The sequence below is a fragment of the Streptomyces sp. RK9 genome (genome assembly GCF_045070545.1).
In the GTDB taxonomy this organism is placed as follows: Bacteria; Actinomycetota; Actinomycetes; order Streptomycetales; family Streptomycetaceae; genus Streptomyces; species Streptomyces alboflavus.
Genome location: NZ_CP173703.1, coordinates 3,915,932 through 3,936,519, shown reverse-complemented (window position 1 = coordinate 3,936,519; position 20,588 = coordinate 3,915,932). Strand labels below are relative to the sequence as shown.

Below are 20,588 nucleotides of genomic sequence, written 5' to 3'. Positions count from 1 at the left end.
CGCGCCCGATCGGCGCGGCAACCGCCCGGGATCCCGCGCCCCGGCCCTCTCAGGCCCGACCCGCGATGCGGTTCAACCGGTCGATGGCCCGCTCGAAGCCGCGGGTCAGGTCGTCGAACACGGCCTGGACGCTGCGCTCGCTGTTCATCCGGCCGACGATCTGCCCGACGGGTGTGCCGAGCAGCGGCTCCACCTCGTACTTCTGGATGCGCGACACGGCCTCGGCGACGAGCAGCCCCTGCAGCGGCATCGGCAGCGTGCCCGGTCCCGCCGGGTCGTCCCACGCGTCGGTCCACTCCGTGCGCAACTGGCGTGCGGGCTTGCCCGTGAGGGCCCGGGAGCGGACGGTGTCCCCGGACCCGGCGGCGAGCAGCTTGCGGGTGAGCGCGGCGGAGTGCAGGTCGGCCTCCGTCGTCGTGAGCCACACCGAGCCGAGCCAGACGCCCTGCGCGCCGAGGGCGAGGGCCGCCGCGACCTGTTCGCCGCTGCCGATGCCGCCCGCCGCGAGGACCGGCAGCGGCGCGACCGCGTCGACGGCTTCGGGCGTGAGCACCATGGAGGCGATCTCGCCGGTGTGGCCACCCGCCTCGTAGCCCTGCGCCACGACGATGTCGATGCCGGCGTCCGCGTGCTTGCGGGCGTGCCGGGCGCTGCCCGCGAGGGCGGCGACGAGCACGCCCTTCTCGTGGGCGCGGGTGACGACGTCGGCGGGCGGTGAGCCGAGGGCGTTGGCGAGCAGCTTGATGGGGTAGTCGAAGGCGACGTCGAGCTGGCCGCGCGCCACCTGCTCCATCCAGCCGGTGATGCGCCAGCCGGACGCCTCGCCCTCGGCGAGCGCGGGCACGCCGTGCTTGGCGAGGGTCTCCTCGACGAACTGCCGGTGCCCCGCGGGGATCATCGCCTCCACGTCGGCCTCGGTCAGCGACTGCCCTCCGGGGGCCTCGGCCCGTTTCGCGGGCATGACGACGTCGAGCCCGTAGGGCAGGCCGTCCGCATGCTCCTGCATCCAGTCGAGGTCGCGCGCGAGGGCGTCGGGCGCGGTGTAGCGGACCGCGCCGAGCACCCCGAACCCGCCCGCCCGGCTGATGGCGGCCGCCACGGCGGGGAACGGCGTGAAGCCGAAGACGGCGTACTCGACTCCGAGTTGCTTGCTCAGCTCCGTCTGCATGGGCGCAGGATGCCGTAGCGGCGCGGACGAGGGAAGAGGTTTCTGATGCAGCGTCAGATTATTTACGGACCACCGAACCTGACCGCACGGTCAGACATCTGACCGATCGGTTAGAGTGACCGAGCCGCAGAGCACGGGACGCGGCACACGACCGGCGTGACGCTCACGCTCAGGCCATGACGCTCGAAGGAGACCCGGACATGGAACGCACGACATGCTGTGTGGTGGGCGGCGGACCGGCGGGCATGATGCTGGGCCTGCTCCTCGCCAGGGCCGGGGTCGAGGTCACCGTCCTGGAGAAGCACGGGGACTTCCTGCGCGACTTCCGGGGTGACACGGTGCACCCGTCGACGCTGCGGCTCCTCGACGAACTGGGCCTCGGCGAACGCTTCGACCGGCTGCCCGCGCAGCGGCTCACGCGGATGCGGATGCATGTCGAGGGCACCACGTTCGTGGCGGCGGACCTGCGCCGGGTGCCGGGGCGCCGCAAGTACATCGCGATGGTCCCGCAGTGGGACTTCCTCGACCTGCTCGCGTCGGCGGCGGCCGAGGAGCCGTCGTTCGAACTGCGGATGCGGACGGCGGTGACGGGCCTGCGCACGGACGCGACGGGGCGGGTCACGGGCGTGACGTACACCGACGAACAGGGCGCGCCGGGCGAGTTGGCGGCCGATCTGACCGTGGCCTGCGACGGCCGGGACTCCGTGGTGCGGGCCGCCGCCGGGCTCGTGCCCGAAGCCTTCGAGGTGCCGATGGACGTGTGGCAGGTCAAGGTTCCGGCGCCGCGCGACGGGCGGGGGCGCGGCCAGGTGTTCCTGACCGTCCGCGACGGCCAGGTCGCCGCCACGATGGACCGCGGCGACTACTACCAGACGGCCTACCTCATCAAGAAGGGCACGGACGCCGAGCTGCGCTCCCACGACATCGCCTGGTTCCGCGACCGCCTGGGCGCCCTCCTGGGCTGGGACGACGAAGCGCTCCTCGCGATCCGTTCCTGGGACGACGTGAAGCACCTCGACGTCACCATGGGCCGGCTCCCCCGCTGGTACCGCGACGGCCTCCTGTGCATCGGCGACGCCGCCCACACGATGTCCCCGGTGGGCGGCGTGGGCGTCAACCTGGCCGTCCAGGACGCCGTGGCCGCGGCCCGCCACCTGGCCGCCCCCCTCCGCCGGGGCCACCCGACCACCACCGCCCTCCACCGCGTCCAGCGCCGCCGCGAGTTCCCCACCACCCTCACCCAACGCTCCCAACTCACCGAACACGAAACCCTCCTCCGCCCCGCCCTCGACGGCACCCTCCGCCCAGGCCACCTCCCGACCCCGCTCCGCCTCCTGCGCCGGGTACCGGCCCTGCGGATGGTGGCGGGTTACGTGGGCGGGGTGGGGGTGCGGCCGGAGCATGCGCCGGGGTTCGCGCGGCGGGAGCCGAGCTAGCGCACCAGACAAGGCCTCTTCGCGTCGAACGTCCAGCCCGGGACGAGGTAGCGCATCGCGGTGCTGTCGTCGCGGGCGCCCAGGGATTTTTCCCGGTAGAGGGTGTGGGCCGCGTGGAGGCGGTCCGGGTCGAGGGTGATGCCGAGGCCCGGGGCGTCGGGGACGGGGATCTCGCCGTCGGTGATGGTCGGTGGGGTGACGGTGAGGCGTTCCAGGCCCTCCTGCCAGATCCAGTGGGTGTCCAGGGCGTTGTAGGGGCCGGGGGCGGCGGCGCCGCAGTGCGTGACCATCGCCAGGGAGATGTCGAAGTGGTTGTTGGAGTGGCAGCCCCAGGTCAGGCCGAGCGCGTTGCAGAGCTGGGCCACGCGGACCGAGCCCTGCATGGTCCAGAAGTGCGGGTCGGCCAGGGGGATGGAGACCGACTGGAGGGCCAGGGCGTGGGTCAGCTGGCGCCAGTCGGTGGCGATCATGTTGGTCGCGGTGGCCAGGCCGGTGGCGCGGCGGAACTCGGCCAGGACCTCCCGGCCCGAGTAGCCGTCCTCGGCTCCGCACGGGTCCTCGGCGTAGGCGAGGGTGCCGACCAGGGGCGCGCACAGGTCGACGGCCTCGCGCAGGGACCAGGCGCCGTTCGGGTCGAGGGTGATCCGCGCCTCGGGGAAGCGGTCCTTGAGGGCGCGTATCGCCTCGACCTCCTCGGCGCCCGGCAGGACCCCGCCCTTGAGCTTGAAGTCCCGGAAGCCGTACCGGGCGTGGGTCGCCTCGGCCTGGCGGACGATGGCCTGCGGGGTCAGCGCCTCCTCGTGCCGGACGCGGTACCAGTCGACGTCCGAATCCGACTCCCGGACGTAGTCCAGGTCGGTGCGGTCCGGGTCGCCCACGTAGAAGAGATAGCCGAGTACGCGTACGGAATCGCGCTGTTGGCCGTCGCCCAGCAGCGCCGCCACCGGGACGCCGAGGTGCTGGCCGAGCAGGTCGAGCAGGGCCGACTCGACCGCCGTGACGGCGTGCACGGTCGTCCGCAGGTCGAAGGTCTGGGCACCGCGTCCGCCCGTGTCGCGGTCCGCGAAGCTGCTGCCGATCGCGCGCAACACCCGCTTGTAGTCGCCCAGTTCGGCTCCCACGACCAAGGGCTCGGCGTCCCGCAGCGTCCGCGTGATCTTCTCGCCGCCCGGCACCTCCCCCAGGCCCGTCCGGCCTTCGGAGTCCTTGAGGACCACGACGTTGCGGGTGAAGTAGGGGCCGTGGGCGCCGGAGAGGTTCAGCTCCATGCAGTCACGGCCCGCTACCGGGTAGACGGCGAAGTGCGTGACGGTCGGCTGACTGCTCATGCCGGTCGGGGTCCTTTCGGGAGGGGCGGGGTACGGGGGGTGCGGTGCTCTCAGATGCAGGGGCGGTGATCTCGGAGGTTCGGGCAGTGGTCTCACAGGTTCAGGACGTCCAGGGTTCGCTCCAGCCCGGGTCGTTGACGTGGGAGAAGGCGATCGAGCCGCACGAGACGGCGAGCACCATGGTTTCGGGGTGGATGCCGCTGCCCACGAGCAGCGGCAGGACCGCGCCAGAGTCGTCGGTGGTGTCCTTGATGCAGTCGGAGATGCCGCCTTCGACGAGGACGTTCTTGAAGGCGCCGCCCGCGCCGATGACGAGGAGGCCGCGAGGGACAGCGTGAGCAGGAGCGCGATCGGCGCCGCGCCGCGATGCGCTGGGCGGCACCGGAGTCGCCCACGACCCGGCCGACCATCGCGCCGAGCCCGACCACGAGGAGAGGCATGACCGTCCCCCTTCATCCTCGTATGCAGATGACGTACATGTATGGGAACGGAGATTATGGGGGTGAACAGGTGGGGTCAATGGGTGCGGCGCTCTCCATGACGCACGGCTCCCCACCGGGGCACTCGGCGCCGAATTACGATGAGGCCATGGCGAAGACGGGCGGGACCCGCGGGGTGAAGTCGGCGGCCCGCACCGTGGAGTTGCTCGAACTGCTTGCCGCCCGCGGCGACCGGCCCGCCCGCCTGGACGAACTGGCCGCGGAACTCGGCGTACCGCGCAGCAGCATGTACCAACTGCTGCAGACCCTCGTCGACTGCGGCTGGGTGCGCACCGACACGACCGGCTCCCTCTACGGCATCGGGATCCGCGCCCTGCTCGCGGGCACCGGCTACCTGGACAGCGACCCGCGGGTCCGCCGGGTCCGCCCCGCGCTCGACCAGGCCTCGGACACGCTCGGCGAGACGATCCACCTGGCCCGGCTCGACGGCCCGGACGTCGTCTACCTCGCGACGCGCGAGTCCCACGAGTACACGCGCAGCCTCAGCCGCGTCGGCCGTCGTGTCCCGGCGCACGCGGGCGCCCTCGGCAAGGCCCTGCTCGCCGAGCGCCCCGACGGCGAAATCCCCGTCCCCGAGGGCCCGTTGGCCGCGTACACGGAGAACACGCACACCGACAGGGCCGCGCTCGTCGCCGACCTCGCCGGGGTGCGCGAGCGCGGCTACTCCATCGACCGCGAGGAGACGGTCACGGGCATCGCGGGCTTCGGCTTCGCCCTGCGCTACGACGTCCCGGCCACCGACGCCATCAGCTGTTCGGTGCCGGTGGCACGGCTCAGTGAGGAGCACGAGGCGCGGATCGTGGCGGTCATGCGGGAGACGCGGGCCAGGATCGAGAGCGTGGTGGCGCCCGCGCCGGGCGCTCCCGACTGGCGCTGAGGCTCAGGCAGTCCGCAGCCGTACGCCCGCTCTGTCCGCTCGAACCGGCGGTCCTCCCCGGCCTCAGCTCGCCGCCGCGCCGCCGCCTCTCACGCCGGCGGCCGCCCCAGCCACTCCAGTGCCGCCGTCGTCAGCGCCGTCACACCGGTGGTGACGGCCGGTTCAGGAACGGGCGCGAAGCGCGGCGAGTGGTTGGAGGGGATGTCGCTGTCCACGGTGCCCGCGGCCTGTGCCGCGGCGTACGTCCCGGGGTCGCAGCCGCCGAACAGCCAGTAGCAGACCGGGGCCTTGGCCGCCGTGCCGAGGATCCCCACGTCCTCGCTGCCGGTCACCGGCCCGGGGTCGATCACCTGCCCGTCGCCGACGACCGCGCCGATCGCGGCCATGGTCCTGGCCACCGCCGCCTCGTCGTTGACGAGCACCGGGAACGCGTCGAGCTGCGTGAACTCCGGCTCGCGCGTGGCACCCGCCACCCACGCCTCGCCGCGCACGATCCGCTCGACGGCGGCGCGCATCCGGGCCCGGACGTCCTCCTTGTAGGAGCGGATGCTCAGCCGCAGCTCGGCCTCGTCCGGGATGATGTTGTCCACCGTGCCCGCCCGCAGCGCCCCCACGGTGAGCACCGCCGTCTCCCCCGCCGGCACCTCGCGCGAGACGACGGTCTGCAGCCGCATCACCGTCGCGGCGGCCATCACCACGGGGTCGACCGACGTCTCCGGCCGTGAGCCGTGCGCGCCCTTGCCGTACATGACGACCTTCAGCGAGTCGGTGGCCGCGAACGCCTCCCCGGCGTGACAGGCCACCATGCCCGCGGGCAGCGGCGCGACATGCTGGCCGAGCACCACGTCCGGGATCCCGAAGCGCTCGAAGATGCCGTCGTCCACCATCGCCTGCGCGCCCTCGCCGATCTCCTCGGCGGGCTGGAAGACGGCGACGATCCGCCCGCACCAGCTCCCGCGCGCGGCCGCGAGCAGCTTCAGGGCGCCCAGCAGACAGGTGACGTGCAGGTCGTGGCCGCAGGCGTGCATCACGCCCTCGGTGCGGGAGGCGTAGGGCAGGCCGGTGCGCTCGACGAGGGGCAGGGCGTCGAAGTCGGCGCGCAGCAGGACGGTGGGGCCCTCGCCGTTGTCGAGGACGGCGACGACGCCGGTGCGGCCCACGCCGGGTGTCACGTCGCAGCCGTACGCCGTGGCGTGCCGGGCGATCTCGGCGGCGGTGCGGTGCTCCTCGAAGGACAGCTCGGGGTGGGCGTGCAGGTCCCGGTAGAGGTCGACGAGTTCGGGCAGGGCGGCGTCGAGGCCGCGCAGGGCGGAGGGTATGGACTCCTGGTCCGGGCCCTGCGGTTCGGACGGGGGGTTACTGACGCCCATGCGACGGCTCCTTCGGCACGCGGTGGTACGGCGTCGCCGCGCGGCCCCGGTGGCCTGCGGCGCACGCCCCCCAAGTGCTGCCCACGGCCCACTGGGCACACACCTGTGCGCCCCGCCACACGCCCGGTTCAGCGGTCGCCGGCCCCGATCGCTTTCAGCGTGAACGTCTCCAGCTCGTCGGCCGCCGCGTCCAGGTCGAGGTCGGGGTGGGCCAGCCAGTGGCCGATGACGCCGTCGATGGCGCCGCCGACGGCGAGGGAGACGGTGCGGACGTCGAACGGACGGAAGGCGCCCGCCCGCTGGCCCGCCGCCAGGAGGTCGGCGAGTGCCTGCCAGCGGCCCGCGGTGTCGTGGCCGCCGGGGGTCTTGAGGCGGGTGCCGCCGTGGTCGTCCAGGAGCATCTCCGTGATGACCCGGACGTGGCGGCGGTGCGCCTGCTGGTAGCCGATCATCGCGCGGACGTAGGCGATGACGGCGGCGCGCGGGTCCGCCTCGGCCGCGACGCGTTCGCCGACGTACGCGGTGAACTCCTCCAGGACGTGGTCCAGGGTCGCGCGGGTGAGGTTGTCCTTCGAGGAGAAGTGGTAGAGGACGGCCGCCTTGGACAGGCCCGCCTGTTCCGCGATGGCCGACAGGGACGTCGCGGGGTAGCCCTTGGTGGAGATCAGGTCGATCGTGCACTCGATGAGCTGCCGACGGCGCGCCTGCTCGGTGAACGTCGGGGAGTCCCCGCTGCGACCGGCGCGTCGGGAAGCCATGGTGAGCACCTCTTGTCTCCGTCACTCACGCGTGGGTCCTCCTCGCGCATCGAACGGTGTCCGACCGTACACCAGCGCGTTCCGCGCGGCCGCCGCTCACCGTTCCAGCGCCTTCGGCACCCTCGCCGCTCACCGTTCCGTCGCGGTCGCCGCTCACCGCTCCAGGACGGCCATCGCCGCGTTGTGCCCCGGGATGCCGCTCACCCCGCCCCCGCGCAGCGCGCCCGCGCCGCACAGCAGGACGTTCGCGTGCCGGGTCTCCACGCCCCAACGGCCCTCGTGGCCCCGCCCGTCGGGGGCGCTCTTGTCGGCGTACGGGAAGGACAGGTCGCCGTGGAAGATGTTGCCGCCGGGAAGGCGCAGGTCGCGTTCCAGGTCCAGCGGGGTCTTCGCCTCGACGCACGGGCGGCCGTCGGCGTCGGTGGCGAGGCAGTCGGCGATCGGCTCGGCCAGGTGCGCGTCGAGCTGGGCGAGGGCCGACGTCAGGAGTTCGGCGCGCAGAGCGTCGTTGGTGGCGTCGGTGAAGAGGCGGGCGGGGGTGTGCAGGCCGAAGAGGGTGAGGGTGTGGCAGCCGCGGTCGACGAGGTCCTGGCCGAGGATGGTCGGGTCCGTGAGGGAGTGGCAGTAGATCTCGGACGGCGGGGCCGTGGGCGGTCCGCCCGCCGCCGCCTGTGCGTGGGCCCGCGCCAGCTCCCCGTACCCCTCGGCGATGTGGAAGGTCCCGGCGAAGGCCTCGTGCGGGTCGACGTCCGGGTCGCGCAGCGCGGGCAGCCGGTCGAGGAGCATGTTCACCTTGAGCTGGGCGCCTTCGGCCGGGGGCGGCGGCGTGTCCCCGGTGAGCGCGGCGAGCTGCTGCGGCGACGCCCCCACCAGGACGTGCCGGGCCCCGACCGTGCCCTCGCCGTCCGCCGTCCGGTACGTCACCTCGGCGTGCCGTCCGTCGGTGTCGACGCGGGTCACCTCGTGGCCGGTGCGCAGCTCGGCGCCGGCCGCGCGGGCGGCGTCGGTGAGGGCGCGGGTCAGGGCGCCCATGCCGCCGACGGGCACGTTCCAGTCGCCGGTGCCGCCGCCGATCACGTGGTAGAGGAAACAGCGGTTCTGGCGCAGGGACGGGTCGTGGGCGTCGGCGAACGTGCCGATCAGCGCGTCCGTGAGGACCACGCCGCGCACCAGGTCGTCCGCGAACCGCTCCTCGACGGCCCGGCCGATGGGCTCCTCGAACAGCATGCGCCAGGCGGTGTCGTCGTCGACGCGGCCGCGCAGCTCCTTCTTCGTCGGCAGCGGCTCGGTGAGGGTGGGGAACACCCGGTCGGCGACATGCGCCGTGCGCGCGTAGAACTCCCGCCAGGCCGTGTACTCGCGGTCGTCGCCGGTGAGCCGGGCGAACGACTCCCGTGTGCGGGCCTCGCCGCCGCCCACGAGCAGCCCCGTGGGGCGCCCCGCGCGGACCGTCGGCGTGTACGACGACACCGTGCGGGTGCGCACCCGGAAATCCAGGTCGAGGTCCCGCACGATCTTCCGCGGCAGCAGGCTCACCAGGTACGAGTAGCGGGAGAGGTGGGCGTCCACGCCGGGGAACGGGCGCGTCGACACGGTGGCTCCGCCGGTGTCCGGCAGCCGTTCGAGGAGCAGCACGGAGTGGCCCGCCCGGGCCAGGTAGGCGGAGGCAACCAGGGCGTTGTGGCCGCCGCCGACCACCACGGCGTCGTAGCTGGTTCGCATGATTCTTGGTAGCACGGAATCGAGCTGTTGTCCGGAGGCGGAGCGGGAGATCGACGCGGGTCCGCCTGAGTACGCGTACTCATGCCCGTCGTCCCGTGCCGGAGCACGATGCCCGTATGGCAGAGATGAATGTGACCCCGCAGAGCCGCCGCAAGGCCGTGCGCGCGACGGCAACAGGGCTGGGGATCGCCGCGGCGCTCACGGGTTTCATCGGCCTCGCCCGCTGGTTCGAGGGCGTCTGGGTGGGCGATCCGTATCCCGTCGCCGACCCCGCGGCGACGTCCCGGGCCCTGGACGAGCGCAGCCAGGCGGTGTACGACGCGCTGGCGCTGCCGGACGCCCGGCTCGACACCGAGCGGTCGGGGGTGCGCGCCTACACCGACACCTACACCTGCGACCGCAGGGGCCTGCGCACCTGGTCGGACGCGCTCGACCCGTCGCCGCCGAGCGAGCCGGGCGTGGTCAGCGTCAGCTACGACTGGACCCTGCGGGACGTTCCCCGCGCCCGGGCGGTGACCGCCCTCAAGGACGCGCGGAAGGAACTGACGCGCCAGGGCTGGCGGGTGACCGAGCACCGCGACGACCGCTACCGCCTGGAGCTGAGCATGCGGCCCCCGAAGGCCGGCTCGTCGATCGCGGTCACGGCCTACCCCGGCGACCGCCTTGAGGTCTCCGCGTACGGCGACTGCGCCCGCTACCCCGCGGGCACCGCGATGGACATCGACGGCGACCCGGAACTCGCCGACATGCGCGCGCCGGTCCAGCTCCGGGGCTGACGGACTCCGCGGCCGGCCGGAGGGACAGGCCGCGTCTCAGTGCGCCCCGGACGCCCGCTGCTGCCGCAGCGCCGCCACCCTCCGGTACAGCTCCACCGCTTCCGTGCCGCGGCCCAGCTGCTCCAGGCAGTGGGCCTCGTCGTTGCGGCTCGCGAGGGTGTCGGGGTGGTCGGGGCCGAGGACCTGTTCACGGGCGGCCGCCACCCTGCGGTACTCGGTGAGGGCGTCCGGCCACCGCCCGAGCCAGCCGAGGCCGACGGCGACCTCGCGGCGGCTCACCAGAGTGTCGGGGTGGCCGGCGCCCAGGACGCGTTCGCGGATCGCGCACACGTCGCGGGCCTCCGCGAGCGCCTCCTCCCAGCGGCCGAGGCGGCCCAGGTTCACGCCGAGGCCGTGCCGGGCGCGCAGGGTCTCGGGGTCGGCGGGGCCGTTCACGCGGGTGCGGTCCGCGATCAGGGCGCGGTACAGCTCCAGGGCCTCCGCGCTGCGGCCGAGCCGTCCGAGGCTGATGCCGACCTCGTAGCGCGCCGCGAGCGTGTCGGGGTGGTCGGCGCCGAGCGCCCGGGTCCGCGCCTCGGCCACTTCGCGGTACGTCTGCAGCGCCTCGGTCCAGTGCCCCAACTGGCCGAGGGCGTACGCCACTTCGTAGCGGGTGACGAGGGTGTCGGGGTGGGTGGCGCCGAGGACGCGGGCGCGCGCGGCGGCCACGTCGCGGGCCAGGCGGTAGGAGTCCTCCAGACGGCCGAGGCGGCTGAGGTTGAAGGCCAGGTTGTGGCGACATCGCAGGGTGTCGGGGTGGTCGGCGCCCGCGGTCCGCTCCCGGGCGCCGAGCACCTGTGTGTACACCTGGTGCGCCTCGAAGTGCCGGCCGAGCTGGCCGAGGACGTACGCCATCTCCTGGCGGGCGGCGAGGGTGTCCAAGTGGTCGGCGCCCAGGGCGCGTTCGCGGCCCTCGGCGACGCGGCCGTACTCGCGCAGGGCGTCCGCGGGGCGCCCGGTGCGGCTGAGCGTGAAGCCGACCTCGTAGCGGCTGGCGAGGGTGTCGGGGTGGTCGGGGCCGAGCACGTGCTCACGCTCGGCGGCGACGGCGCGGTGCACCTCGCCGGCCTCCGCCCAGCGGCTGAGACGGCCGAGGCTGAGGCCCGCGTTGTGGCGGCTGACGAGGGCGGCGACGACGGACGGCGGGGGTGCGGGCCGCTCCGGCGCGGGCGGCGGCACCACGGTGTGGTGGCCGGTGGGGCGCGGGATCCACTCGCCGGTGAGGCCCGCCGCGGCGTCCGGCGGTGTGATGCGCAGGCCGGCGCCGGTCGCCTTGTGGCCGGTGGTCATGCCGCGCGTCCAGGACGGCAGGGCGGGCTCGCGGTGCGGCTCGGGGCGTGCCGGGCGGCCGGGGGACGCGGTCTCGGGGCGGCGCAGGGAGGGCGAGACGACGGTCGGTACGTACGTGACGGGCGCGGTACGGCCCGCGGTGATGCGGCGGCCGAGTTCGCGGGCGTCGGCGGGGCGTTCGTCGGGGCGCTTGGCGAGCAGGTCGAGGACGATCCGGTCGAAGTACACGGGCAGTTCGCCGCGGTGGCGGCGGGGCGGCTCGGGCGCGGTGTCGCGGTGTCCGACGAGGACCGCCCAGGCGTCCTCCATGTCGAACGGCGGGGCGCCGGTGGCGAGTTCGTAGAGGACGCACCCGAACGAGTAGAGGTCGCTGCGCTGGTCGACCTCGGCGCCGCTGATCTGCTCGGGCGACATGTAGTGCGGGGTGCCCATGGCGATGCCGGTGCCGGTGAGCCGCGACGTGAAGCCGATGTCGTGGCCGAGCCGGGCGATGCCGAAGTCGCAGATCTTCACCGTGCCGTCGACGAGCCGCATGATGTTGGCGGGCTTCAGGTCGCGGTGCACAATGCCCTGTTCATGGGTGTACGCGAGCGCGGAGGCGACCTGGTCGGCGATGTCCACGACGTCGGAGACGGGCAGCGGGTGCTGTCTGTTGTCCTCGAGGAGCTGGCTCAGGTTGCGGCCCTCCAGGAGCTCCATGACGAGGAACAGCACGCCGTCGTTCTCGCCGAAGTCGTGCACGACGGTCACTCCGCGGTGCTGGAGCGCCGCCGCGACCCGCGCCTCGCGCCGGAAGCGCTCCCGCAGGACCCGGGTGAACGACTGGTCGTGCTGGGGCCCGAGCGGCTTGAGGCATTTGACGGCGACCTTGCGGCCGAGCGATTCGTCGCGTGCCCGCCACACTTCGCCCATGCCGCCGCGCCCGATCAGGTCGAGCAGTCGGTACCGGCCCTGGATCAGCCTGGTGTCCCCCGCCTGTGGCATCTCGCGCCATCGCCCCCGTCGCCTCGCTGCGCCCTCCCCGGCCCGTCCAGTATGGCGTCCCGTCTGTCGACTTTGTACGGGACACGGCGTCGGTCGGGGCGGCTGCCGGGGCCGAGGCGGGCCATGGCGCGCAGGATGTGCTTCGGCGGGAGCTGCCAGCGCACCCGGGCGGGCACGAGGCGCAGCAGGGTACCGGTGGCGGCGAGGCGGCGGGTGACCGTCGGGGGCGGTGGGGCGGGTCTGCCGTACAGCTCGTGGGCGTAGCGGGGCAGGGACGCGTACGCGAGGTTCGCCACGCGCCGCCACAGCAGGGCGCGCGCCGGGATCAGCAGGGCGCGGGTGGGCGGGCGGCGCAGGAAGTCGTCGACGGCGCGGGCCTCGGGGCCGACGGCGAGCTCGGGGCGCACCTTCTCGAAGTAGGCGGCGAGTTCGGCGGTGGAGGCGGGTACGCCGTCGGGGTCGAGGCCGACCAGGCGGGCGCTCTCGCGGTGTTCGGCGACGTACTGGTCGGCGGCCGTGTCGCTCAGCGGGAAGCCGGAGCGGCGCAGGACGTGGAGGTAGGAGTCGATCTCCGCGCAGTGCACCCACAGGAGCAGCTCCGGCTCGTCGACGCCGTAGCGCTCGCCGGTGTCCGGGTCGGTGGCGGAGAGCATCGAGTGGATCTTGCGGACCCGGGCGCCCGCCTTCTCCGCGGCCTGCGTGGTGCCGTACGTCGTCGTGCCGACGAAGTTCGCCGTGCGCATCAGGCGGCCCCAGGCGTCCTTGCGGCCACTCTTTTGACGATCAAACGCCGTGGAGTTCTGCATGACGCCGCGCACGGCGCGCGGGTGCAGCGCCTGCAAGTACAGCGCCCTGATGCCCGCGACCCACATCATCGGGTCCCCGTGCGCCTGCCAGGTCACCGACGAGGGCCCGAAGAGCCCGGCGTCCGCCTCGCGCATGCCGTCACCTCCCTCTCGCAGGTTACGCACAGGTGCGCGGCCCGCGATACGGCCGTGAGCGGCTCGCCTCGTGTCCGTGCGGCGGCACGGGCACGAGAGCGTCGTCTGCGGGCCCGGAGGGGCTCGGGACTACTGGCCCAGTTCGCCGTTCGGGCTCGCCGCGTCCACGGCGAGAGGCAGCATCTCGGCGACCTTCTGCGCGATCGCGTCCGCGGTGGTGCCGGTGACCGTGGCTATCCGGTCGACGGCCCCGCCGAGGACCTTGCTGATCTCGTCCGCGGTGACGGGCAGGTTCTCGCCCGTGCTCAGCCAGGAGTCGACCTTGTCGCCGAGGCCGGCCTGACGCAGCTCATCGAAGGCGGCGCCGACCTGGCTGCCGTCGTAGAGGGTGGCGATGAGGAGCTGCTCCAGGGGGGTGGCCGGGGCTTCGAAGGCAGCCATGTGTTTCTCCCATACGTTGCATGTGGATCGATGGTCCCGGGCACCGCGGCCGTGCGCCGCCGCTCGGACGCGGCCGCGTTCTCCCTGCTGCCGAGGTGCCCTTGTGGGACCAGACGTGAGGGTGCCGTCCGACGGTTGCCCGGCAATTTCTGCGGGGCAAGGAACCAGCCACGCCCCCCGTGAATACGGCCTGACCAGCACCGACTTTCGGCCACGTCGAGGCGGCCGCCCGGTGAACTCCCCGTGGCGGGGCCGGGGTCGGGCCTCGCTCAGGAGATCCAACACGTACGCGGAACGGCATAAGGTCCGCCGCATGACCTCTGCATGGAGCACCCGACTGACTGTGGCCGGATCCGCGGCGGCCGTCGTCGCCACGCTGCTCGTGAACGCCCCGCCTGCCGCCGCCGCGATGCCGTTCGGGGCGGTGGACCCCGCCACCGTCGCGCAGTTCAGACTCAACCAGGTCGTCGCCGGGGGTGGCGCCGACGGGACGGACGCCGCGGTCGCGGCCGTGGAGCGGACCGGCGCCGTCAAGACCGTCGACGTCAGCACCGTCCTCGACACGGGCGGCAGCACCGGCATCGCGGGCCTGTGCCACGACACCGGCCTGTCCGCGAGCCTCAAGCCCGGCGGCCACTGCTGGAAGAAGGAGGACGACCGGTCGAGCAGCTGGAACGCGACGGAGGGCGGCTGGACCCCGCAGGGCCTCTCCCTGCCGTACAGCGACTCCGGCGCCCCGGCCGACAGCAAGTGGAAGGGCGTGCCCGCCCACGCCGTGACCTGGCACCACGGCACCGACATGGGCAATCCCGACCCGGCGAAGCGGCGCGGTGACGAATACGCCCGGCTCACGCTGGTGAACGCGAGGAACGCCGCGCCGAACTACCACAACCTGCTCCTCGTCCAGCCCGTCAGGAAGGCCGACGGCACGGGCGACTTCCGCGTCGTCCCGCGCAATCACGTCGACGGTGTCGTCTGGTACGGCGACCGTGCCTTCGTCGCCAACGGCCGCTACCTCCAGGTCTACGACCTGCGGCACATCTGGAAGCTGAACAAGCAGGGCAAGGAGGTGGGCGTCTCCGGCACGACCTCGTCGGGCCTGTGGCACAACTACGCCGTCCCGATGGTCGCGATGTATCAGACCACCACCGGCGACACCCCTTGCTCCGTCACCTCGGGCACCACCCCCTGCCTGAACTCCCTCAGCCTGGACCGCACCGGCGGCCAGGACTCCCTCGTCTCGGCCGAGTACAAGAAGGACGCCGCGGGCGGCCGCGTCGTGCGCTGGCCGCTCGACGCCACGACCAAGCTCCCCAAGGGCACCGCGTCGGCCGCGTACTCGTCCCCGGTCTGGTCCATGCAGGGCGCGGCCACCGACGGCACGAACTGGTACCTGGCGGGCACCTGCCCGACGGGCTCGGGCGGCGGCACGCCCAGTGACCCGTACTCCTGCATCCACAAGGCGCAGGCGAACACCGCGCCGCACGTCATGACGGCCGCCCCCGTCTACACCCAGAACCTCTCCTACTCCTGGACCACGGACCGGCTGTGGGGCATCAACGAGCGCATCGACTCGACGGTGGGCAAGCGGGTGGTGTTCTCCGTCAACACCCCCTGAACCAACCGCTTACCTCTGGCTGTCCGCCAGGGCCCGTGCTCCGGGAGCGCAACACTCCCGGAGCGCGGCGAGCTCGGCGGCGGGCAGCCGCAAGGAGGAGCCACGCCGGCTGCCGTCGAGGCGCGCGGCCCCGGTGTCGAGCCACTGCGGGAGCGGCTCGACACCGATGAAGTCGGCCAGCCGTGTCAGCTCCGCGCGGGGGTCGTCGAGCAGGTCCTCGTACGCGAGCGTGGTCCGCAGCGGGGCGGGCACCTCGCCGAGCCGGGCCACCCCCTGGCTGACGAGCTCCGACCACAGCGCGCCGAATCCGGTCAGCGGCAGATCGCTGTCCAGTACGAGGGCGGGGTCGAACCGCTCTCCCAACAGGGGCGCCAACTCGGGCGGCAGGGACCGGACCTGCTCCTCCGTCAGATTCTCGACGCGCTCGGCACCGGTCCGCGCGAGAATCTCCCTGAGCAGGAAGATCAGCCGATACCCCGTGTGCCGGCTCATGGACAGGGCACAGTCGGGCCCGTCCCTGAACAGATGCACGAAGCGCGCCTCCGGGAACACCTTGCGCAGCAGCGGCACCCGCTCCAGCGAATACCCGGACCGCTCGACGGCCACCGTCCGCCCGAAGCGCGCGCCCAGCAGGTCGAACAGCGCCTCGTAGTGCCCCGCGGCCGTGCGCTCCGGCCACCGGCACACCTCCCCCTCCAACTCGTCGTAAAGCCCGTCCGGGTCGTCGGTCAGGTGCGGCAGCACCATCAGCGACAGCGCGGGGATCCCGGTCGTCTCCGTCGCGAACCGCCCGGGCCGCCGCGGATAGACGAACTCCGGCATCGGTACGCCGTTCCGGATCATCCGCTCGAACAACGGATTGGGCTCGGCGAGCAACCGCCAGAACTCCCCACCCCCGAACACCCCCTCCGGAAACCCCCGACTCTGCACCGACGCCAGCAGCTCGTTGAGACTCAGCACATCCGGATGCGCGTTGACGATCCCGGACAACGCGGTCGACCCACTACGGCCGGTACCGACGACGAACGTCAGGGTGCGCATAGGGCGGTTCTCCTTCGACGACGACCCGTATCGATCACGGGCAGGCTTCCCTGGGGGATGGGGTCCGACGCCTTCCCTTCGACCCCCGGGCGGCCGACGAGGCTCAGCGCCGCATCCAGCCGCAGAAAGCCTCCGCCAGGCCGGCTGAGGGCAGAAAGTCCGCGCCGCCGCAACTCTCCAGAAGACATGCAATTCCCCGACTCGTAAATTCACTGGAGGGCACAAAGTTTCTCGGTGCGCAAATCAAGCAGTGGGCACGAAGTCCGTTCAGACGCAATGGTTTTGGTGAAGTAATTCAAGCTTGACGGCGTTGCCGAATTTATTTATGGTCCTGGCGTTCACGTTCTCGCCGATCAATATCCGAAGGTGTTCATGACCGTGCCTCCCGCGTTGCCGAAGTCCCGGCAGCAGTTGATTCTTGCTGTTCTCATGCTGTGTTCGCTGCTCATCTGGCTGGAAAATACCGTCCTCAGCACGACGCTGGAGACCCTGGCGGACCCGGCCCGTGGGCTTGGAGCCGATCCCGGTCAGCTGCAATGGGCGACGGGTTCGTACACGCTGGCCTTCGCCACGTTGATGTTCACCGCAGGTGCGCTGGGTGATCGCTTCGGTCATCGGACGGTGTTCTCCAGTGGGTTGGTGACCTTCGCGGGGTCCTCGCTGTGGGCGGCGTACGCAAGCGACGTGGGGCAGCTGATTGCTGCTCGGGCTGTCATGGGGATGGGCAGTGCGCTGATCACACCCGCCATGATGGCGATCCTCATGTGGACCTTCAGCGGCCCCGCGCGGGCTGCCGCGATCGGTGTCTTCTCTACGTCGGCCGGTGTCGGAATGGCCGCCGGACCTGTGCTTGCCGGGTTCCTGCTCGACCATTTCTGGTGGGGCTCGGTCTTTCTGGTCAATGTCCCGGTCGCGGCTTTGACGTTGGTCGGGCTCGCCGTGCTGGTGCCGAATTTCCGCAGCCCCACGCGACGCCCTCTCGACCCCGCCGGAATGCTGCTTTCGATCGGCGGGCTCGTCGCCTTGGCCTACGGGCTGATCCGGGCGGGGCAGGTGGCGGCGTGGACGCGTGCCGACGTCCTTGCGCCGATCGTCGTCGGCCTGGCGCTGCTGGCCGTCTTCGTGCTCGTCGAACTGCGCGTCAAGGCGCCCAGCTTCGATCCGCGGCTTTTCGCACGACGGGCGTTCGGTGGCGGCAATGTGGCGCTCGGACTGCTGCTCTTCGGCGTGGCCGCCGTCACCTTCTACAACGCCTTCTATCTGCAGGGCGCGCTCCGGTTCTCACCGATGAAGGCGGGTCTTGCCAACATCCCGACCGCGGTCGGCGCGCTCGTGGGGGCGCCCCTCGCCTCGCGCCTCGTCCGCCGCCTGCCGCTCCGCCTTGTCGCCGTACCGGCGCTGACCGTGGCCGCGCTGACCATGGGCGGGTACGGGTTCCTCGGACTCCAGACCCCACTCATCTGGATCGAGACCCTGTTGTTGATACAGGGCCTCGCGGTCGGCATGGTCATCGGCCCCGTCACGGCCGCGTTGATCAGCGACCTGCCGCTGGAACAGGCCGGTGCGGGATCAGCCGTCACCAACACCGTGCGGCAGACCGGCAGCGTGATCGGAATCGCCGTGGGCGGCACGATCATGTCGATCACGTACCGCCGCACGATCGAACCTTCACTGGACGGCACACCCGGTCCGGTACAGGATCAGGCACGGATTTCCGCCGAACAGGCCCGCCACGTGGCCACCACTGACCATCGGCCCTCGCTGGCCCAGGCTGCCGATGACGCCTTCATCCACGCCATGCACGTCGGCGCGGGCTGGATCGCGGGCATCGCACTTCTCGGAGCAGTTGTGCTGCTGATCGCCTTGCCTGCCGGCGGAAAGAAGAAGGGGCCGAGGCCGGAGCCGGACCACGAAGAGGCCCGCAGCCCCGACGCGAGTTCGGCGGCGACGCCGGGCTGACCCGCGTCGATGTCAGCGGCGCACCCGCGGCATCCCCAAGCCGATCCACGAGATGATCTCCCGTTGGATCTCGTTGTTGCCGCCGCCGAAGGTGAAGATGACCGCCGAGCGGTAGCCGCGTTCCAGTTCGCCGTGGAGGACGGCGCCTGCCGAGGCCTCCTTCAAGGCGCCTGCGGCGGCGATGACTTCCATGAGCCAGGCGTAGGCGTCGCGGCGGGCCTCGGAGCCGTAGACCTTGACGGCGGAGGCGTCCTGGGGGGTGAGGGTGCCGTCCTGGACGGCGTTCACCATCTGCCAGTTGAGGAGTTTCATCGCGTCGAGCCTGGTGTGGGTCTGGGCGAGGCGGCGGCGCACCCAGGGCAGGTCGATGACGCGGCGGCCGTCGGCGAGCTTGGTCTCGGCGGCCCAGCGCTGGACGTCGTGCAGGGCGCGGATCGCCATCGTGCCGTGGGCCGCGAGGGTGACGCGTTCGTGGTTGAGCTGGTTGGTGATCAGGCGCCAGCCCTTGTTCTCCTCGCCGACGCGGCGGGAGACGGGCACGCGGATGTTCTCGTAGTAGCTCGCCGTGGTGTCGTGCGAGGCGAGGGTGTTGATGAGGGTGCAGGAGTAGCCGGGGTCGGACGTCGGCACGAGCAGCATGGTGATGCCCTGGTGCGGCGGCGCATCGGGGTCGGTGCGCACCGCGAGCCACACCCAGTCCGCGGTGTCGCCGTTGGTCGTCCAGATCTTCTGGCCGTCGACCGTGTAGTGCCCGGTCTCCTCGTCGCCCTCCCGGACCGCCCGGGTCTTGAGCGCCGCCAGGTCGGTGCCCGCGTCCGGCTCGCTGTAGCCGATCGCGAAGTCGATCTCGCCGGAGAGGATCCGGGGCAGGAAGTACGCCTTCTGCTCGTCCGTGCCGTACCGCATGAGCGTCGGGCCCACGGTGTTCAGGGCCATGAGCGGCAACGGCACCCCGGCCTGCGCCGCCTCGTCGAAGAAGATGAACTGCTCCATCGGCGTCAGACCGCGGCCGCCGAACTCCTCCGGCCAGCCGACGCCGAGCCAGCCGTCGGCTCCCAGGCGGCGGATCGTCTCGCGGTAGAACCGCTTCTGCGCGGCGGGCTCGGCGTAGCGGGTGTACGCGCGGCCGGGCACGAGCTCGGCGAAGTACGTGCGCAGTTCGGTGCGCAACCGCTGCTGCTCGGGGGTGTATTCGAGGTGCACGGGCCCTCCTGTCGTCCCTGCGCCCGACCCTGCCGAGGCGCTGCGGCTTGACGGCGGACAGAGTAGAACGTGTTTCAGTAAGGGGGAAGGGGGGTGGGGAGAGGAGGTCGGGGGCGGTCCGGGGGCGGGGAGTTGGTGGCCGGTAGCCGTGCGGGGCGTTCCGGGTGGGTTCCGGCGCAGGCGCGGTCTCGTCGCGGCCCCGGCGCGCCCCGCCGCCTCGAGTCGCAGCCCCGGTGCGCCACGCCCCCTTGAGAGGCTGGCCGCATGACGAACGATCAGCCGGGCACGACGGACGCGGGCACCGAGACACCCGGGCCGCGGGTCGGCAATCGGCACCCCCTCGCCCTGGCCCTCTTCGCGCTCACCGCGGTCAGCGGCTTCGTGGACGCAGTCACGTTCCTCGGGCTCGGCCGGGTCTTCGCGGCGAACATGACCGGCAACGTCGTCGTCATCGGCTTCGCCGCGGCCGGGGCGCCCGGGTTCTCCGTCGCCGGGTCGCTGGTGTCGCTCGGCGCGTTCCTGGTGGGCGCGGCCGGGGCGGGGCGGCTCGCGCGGGCGTTCCGGGGGCGGCGCCGGGTGCCGTGGGTGCGGGCCGCCCTCGTCGGCGAGGCGGTGCTGCTGGGGGTCACGACGGTCCTGGCGTTCGCGGGGGCCGCCGACGCCACGTACGTACTGATCGCGCTGCTCGCCCTCGCGATGGGGCTGCGCAACGGCACCGTCCTGAAGCTGAACGTCCCGGACCTGACCACGACCGTGCTGACGCGCACGCTCACCGGGCTCGCCGTCGAGTCCCGGCTCGCGGGCGGCGCGGACCGGCTCGCCGTCCGCAGGATCGGCGCGACCCTCGCGATGATCGCGGGGGCGTTGCCCGGAGCCTGGCTGGTTCTGCACCACGGGATCGGCTGGCCGCTGCTCGCGGGGACCGCGGCGGTGACGGCTGTGGCCTGCGTGTACCGCGAGAGGCCGGAGGGGACCGGTGGGGAGTCGGGCGGTCGGTCCGGCAAGCGCAACTTCAGGACTCACTCCTAGCTTAGACATTGTCTCGGTTTGGTCACAGCCCTCAGAAGGCTGAACAGGCGTGAGTGCGGCGCTCGTACTCACGCCTCGAAGGCCCGCGAAAGCCCGGGCGACCGAGCG

The 20,588-nt window shown here is 72.5% G+C and carries 16 protein-coding genes and 1 pseudogene; 6 read left to right on the top strand and 11 right to left on the bottom strand.

Features of this window, described 5'->3' with window-relative positions; all coding sequences use genetic code 11:
- Nucleotides 1-49: 49 nt before the first annotated feature.
- Nucleotides 50-1,168, bottom strand: coding sequence for an NAD(P)H-dependent flavin oxidoreductase (locus AB6L24_RS16300; RefSeq protein WP_405655991.1), 1,119 nt, complete (start codon nucleotides 1,166-1,168; stop codon nucleotides 50-52).
- Between the two features lie 200 nt (nucleotides 1,169-1,368).
- On the opposite strand from AB6L24_RS16300, the gene AB6L24_RS16295 reads away from it, so the two are divergent.
- Complete coding sequence (locus AB6L24_RS16295; RefSeq protein WP_405655990.1) at nucleotides 1,369-2,604, top strand: FAD-dependent oxidoreductase; 1,236 nt, start codon at nucleotides 1,369-1,371, stop codon at nucleotides 2,602-2,604.
- On the opposite strand, the gene AB6L24_RS16290 is transcribed toward AB6L24_RS16295, so the two are convergent.
- Nucleotides 2,601-3,932 carry an enolase C-terminal domain-like protein gene (locus tag AB6L24_RS16290; RefSeq protein ID WP_405655988.1) on the bottom strand — a complete coding sequence of 444 codons (1,332 nt, stop codon included), beginning with the start codon at nucleotides 3,930-3,932 and terminating at the stop codon, nucleotides 2,601-2,603. The genes AB6L24_RS16295 and AB6L24_RS16290 overlap by 4 nt on opposite strands.
- A gap of 121 nt (nucleotides 3,933-4,053) precedes the next feature.
- Nucleotides 4,054-4,257 (bottom strand): annotated as a pseudogene (locus AB6L24_RS16285) (gluconate permease); the annotation flags it as partial.
- Between the two features lie 263 nt (nucleotides 4,258-4,520).
- Here AB6L24_RS16285 and AB6L24_RS16280 point away from each other — a divergent pair.
- Nucleotides 4,521-5,309, top strand: coding sequence for an IclR family transcriptional regulator (locus AB6L24_RS16280; RefSeq protein WP_405655987.1), 789 nt, complete (start codon nucleotides 4,521-4,523; stop codon nucleotides 5,307-5,309).
- An 89-nt stretch (nucleotides 5,310-5,398) separates the two neighbouring features.
- Here the strand turns inward: AB6L24_RS16280 and AB6L24_RS16275 are convergent, their stop codons facing one another.
- From AB6L24_RS16275 to AB6L24_RS16265, 3 genes are all read right to left on the bottom strand, one after another.
- The gene (locus AB6L24_RS16275; RefSeq protein WP_405655986.1) at nucleotides 5,399-6,679 is read right to left on the bottom strand and encodes an amidohydrolase; all 1,281 of its coding nucleotides are present in this window, start codon (nucleotides 6,677-6,679) and stop codon (nucleotides 5,399-5,401) included.
- Nucleotides 6,680-6,807: 128 nt separating this feature from the next.
- The gene (locus tag AB6L24_RS16270) at nucleotides 6,808-7,437 is read right to left on the bottom strand and encodes a TetR/AcrR family transcriptional regulator (RefSeq protein ID WP_405655985.1); all 630 of its coding nucleotides are present in this window, start codon (nucleotides 7,435-7,437) and stop codon (nucleotides 6,808-6,810) included.
- 153 nt (nucleotides 7,438-7,590) lie between these two features.
- Entirely contained in the window at nucleotides 7,591-9,159 is a 1,569-nt protein-coding gene (locus tag AB6L24_RS16265) for a phytoene desaturase family protein (protein WP_405655984.1), read from the bottom strand.
- A gap of 116 nt (nucleotides 9,160-9,275) precedes the next feature.
- On the opposite strand from AB6L24_RS16265, the gene AB6L24_RS16260 reads away from it, so the two are divergent.
- The gene (locus AB6L24_RS16260; RefSeq protein WP_405655982.1) at nucleotides 9,276-9,935 is read left to right on the top strand and encodes a hypothetical protein; all 660 of its coding nucleotides are present in this window, start codon (nucleotides 9,276-9,278) and stop codon (nucleotides 9,933-9,935) included.
- Nucleotides 9,936-9,971: 36 nt separating this feature from the next.
- Here AB6L24_RS16260 and AB6L24_RS16255 read toward each other — a convergent pair whose 3' ends face one another.
- From AB6L24_RS16255 to AB6L24_RS16245, 3 genes are all read right to left on the bottom strand, one after another.
- Complete coding sequence (locus AB6L24_RS16255; protein WP_405655980.1) at nucleotides 9,972-12,248, bottom strand: tetratricopeptide repeat protein; 2,277 nt, start codon at nucleotides 12,246-12,248, stop codon at nucleotides 9,972-9,974.
- Nucleotides 12,221-13,189: an oxygenase MpaB family protein gene (locus AB6L24_RS16250; RefSeq protein WP_405655978.1), complete on the bottom strand. Its 969-nt coding sequence runs from the start codon at nucleotides 13,187-13,189 to the stop codon at nucleotides 12,221-12,223. Before AB6L24_RS16250 ends, AB6L24_RS16255 begins: the two co-directional genes overlap by 28 nt.
- A 129-nt stretch (nucleotides 13,190-13,318) precedes the next feature.
- Nucleotides 13,319-13,630: a YidB family protein gene (locus AB6L24_RS16245; RefSeq protein WP_405655977.1), complete on the bottom strand. Its 312-nt coding sequence runs from the start codon at nucleotides 13,628-13,630 to the stop codon at nucleotides 13,319-13,321.
- Between the two features lie 313 nt (nucleotides 13,631-13,943).
- Between AB6L24_RS16245 and AB6L24_RS16240 the strand changes: the two genes are divergently transcribed.
- Nucleotides 13,944-15,248: a hypothetical protein gene (locus AB6L24_RS16240; RefSeq protein WP_405655976.1), complete on the top strand. Its 1,305-nt coding sequence runs from the start codon at nucleotides 13,944-13,946 to the stop codon at nucleotides 15,246-15,248.
- Nucleotides 15,249-15,257: 9 nt separating this feature from the next.
- Here AB6L24_RS16240 and AB6L24_RS16235 read toward each other — a convergent pair whose 3' ends face one another.
- The gene (locus AB6L24_RS16235) at nucleotides 15,258-16,289 is read right to left on the bottom strand and encodes a sulfotransferase (protein WP_405655975.1); all 1,032 of its coding nucleotides are present in this window, start codon (nucleotides 16,287-16,289) and stop codon (nucleotides 15,258-15,260) included.
- Between the two features lie 372 nt (nucleotides 16,290-16,661).
- On the opposite strand from AB6L24_RS16235, the gene AB6L24_RS16230 reads away from it, so the two are divergent.
- Nucleotides 16,662-18,248, top strand: coding sequence for an MFS transporter (locus AB6L24_RS16230; protein WP_405657191.1), 1,587 nt, complete (start codon nucleotides 16,662-16,664; stop codon nucleotides 18,246-18,248).
- A 12-nt stretch (nucleotides 18,249-18,260) separates the two neighbouring features.
- Here AB6L24_RS16230 and AB6L24_RS16225 read toward each other — a convergent pair whose 3' ends face one another.
- Nucleotides 18,261-19,451 (bottom strand): acyl-CoA dehydrogenase family protein, encoded by a 1,191-nt coding sequence (locus AB6L24_RS16225; protein WP_405655974.1) that lies wholly within the window; start codon nucleotides 19,449-19,451, stop codon nucleotides 18,261-18,263.
- A 264-nt stretch (nucleotides 19,452-19,715) separates the two neighbouring features.
- Here AB6L24_RS16225 and AB6L24_RS16220 point away from each other — a divergent pair, with 264 nt between their 5' ends.
- A complete protein-coding gene (locus tag AB6L24_RS16220; RefSeq protein ID WP_405655973.1) occupies nucleotides 19,716-20,480 on the top strand; it encodes a YoaK family protein in 765 nt (254 codons plus the stop codon).
- The last annotated feature ends 108 nt before the right edge of the window (nucleotides 20,481-20,588 follow it).

Coding starts and splice junctions, on each gene's coding strand:
- AB6L24_RS16300 (WP_405655991.1), bottom strand. CDS start 1,168: ATGCAGACGGAGCTGAGCAAGCAACTCGGAGTCGAGTACGCCGTCTTC.
- AB6L24_RS16295 (WP_405655990.1), top strand. CDS start 1,369: ATGGAACGCACGACATGCTGTGTGGTGGGCGGCGGACCGGCGGGCATG.
- AB6L24_RS16290 (WP_405655988.1), bottom strand. CDS start 3,932: ATGAGCAGTCAGCCGACCGTCACGCACTTCGCCGTCTACCCGGTAGCG.
- AB6L24_RS16280 (WP_405655987.1), top strand. CDS start 4,521: ATGGCGAAGACGGGCGGGACCCGCGGGGTGAAGTCGGCGGCCCGCACC.
- AB6L24_RS16275 (WP_405655986.1), bottom strand. CDS start 6,679: ATGGGCGTCAGTAACCCCCCGTCCGAACCGCAGGGCCCGGACCAGGAG.
- AB6L24_RS16270 (WP_405655985.1), bottom strand. CDS start 7,437: ATGGCTTCCCGACGCGCCGGTCGCAGCGGGGACTCCCCGACGTTCACC.
- AB6L24_RS16265 (WP_405655984.1), bottom strand. CDS start 9,159: ATGCGAACCAGCTACGACGCCGTGGTGGTCGGCGGCGGCCACAACGCC.
- AB6L24_RS16260 (WP_405655982.1), top strand. CDS start 9,276: ATGGCAGAGATGAATGTGACCCCGCAGAGCCGCCGCAAGGCCGTGCGC.
- AB6L24_RS16255 (WP_405655980.1), bottom strand. CDS start 12,248: ATGCCACAGGCGGGGGACACCAGGCTGATCCAGGGCCGGTACCGACTG.
- AB6L24_RS16250 (WP_405655978.1), bottom strand. CDS start 13,189: ATGCGCGAGGCGGACGCCGGGCTCTTCGGGCCCTCGTCGGTGACCTGG.
- AB6L24_RS16245 (WP_405655977.1), bottom strand. CDS start 13,630: ATGGCTGCCTTCGAAGCCCCGGCCACCCCCCTGGAGCAGCTCCTCATC.
- AB6L24_RS16240 (WP_405655976.1), top strand. CDS start 13,944: ATGACCTCTGCATGGAGCACCCGACTGACTGTGGCCGGATCCGCGGCG.
- AB6L24_RS16235 (WP_405655975.1), bottom strand. CDS start 16,289: ATGCGCACCCTGACGTTCGTCGTCGGTACCGGCCGTAGTGGGTCGACC.
- AB6L24_RS16230 (WP_405657191.1), top strand. CDS start 16,662: ATGACCGTGCCTCCCGCGTTGCCGAAGTCCCGGCAGCAGTTGATTCTT.
- AB6L24_RS16220 (WP_405655973.1), top strand. CDS start 19,716: ATGACGAACGATCAGCCGGGCACGACGGACGCGGGCACCGAGACACCC.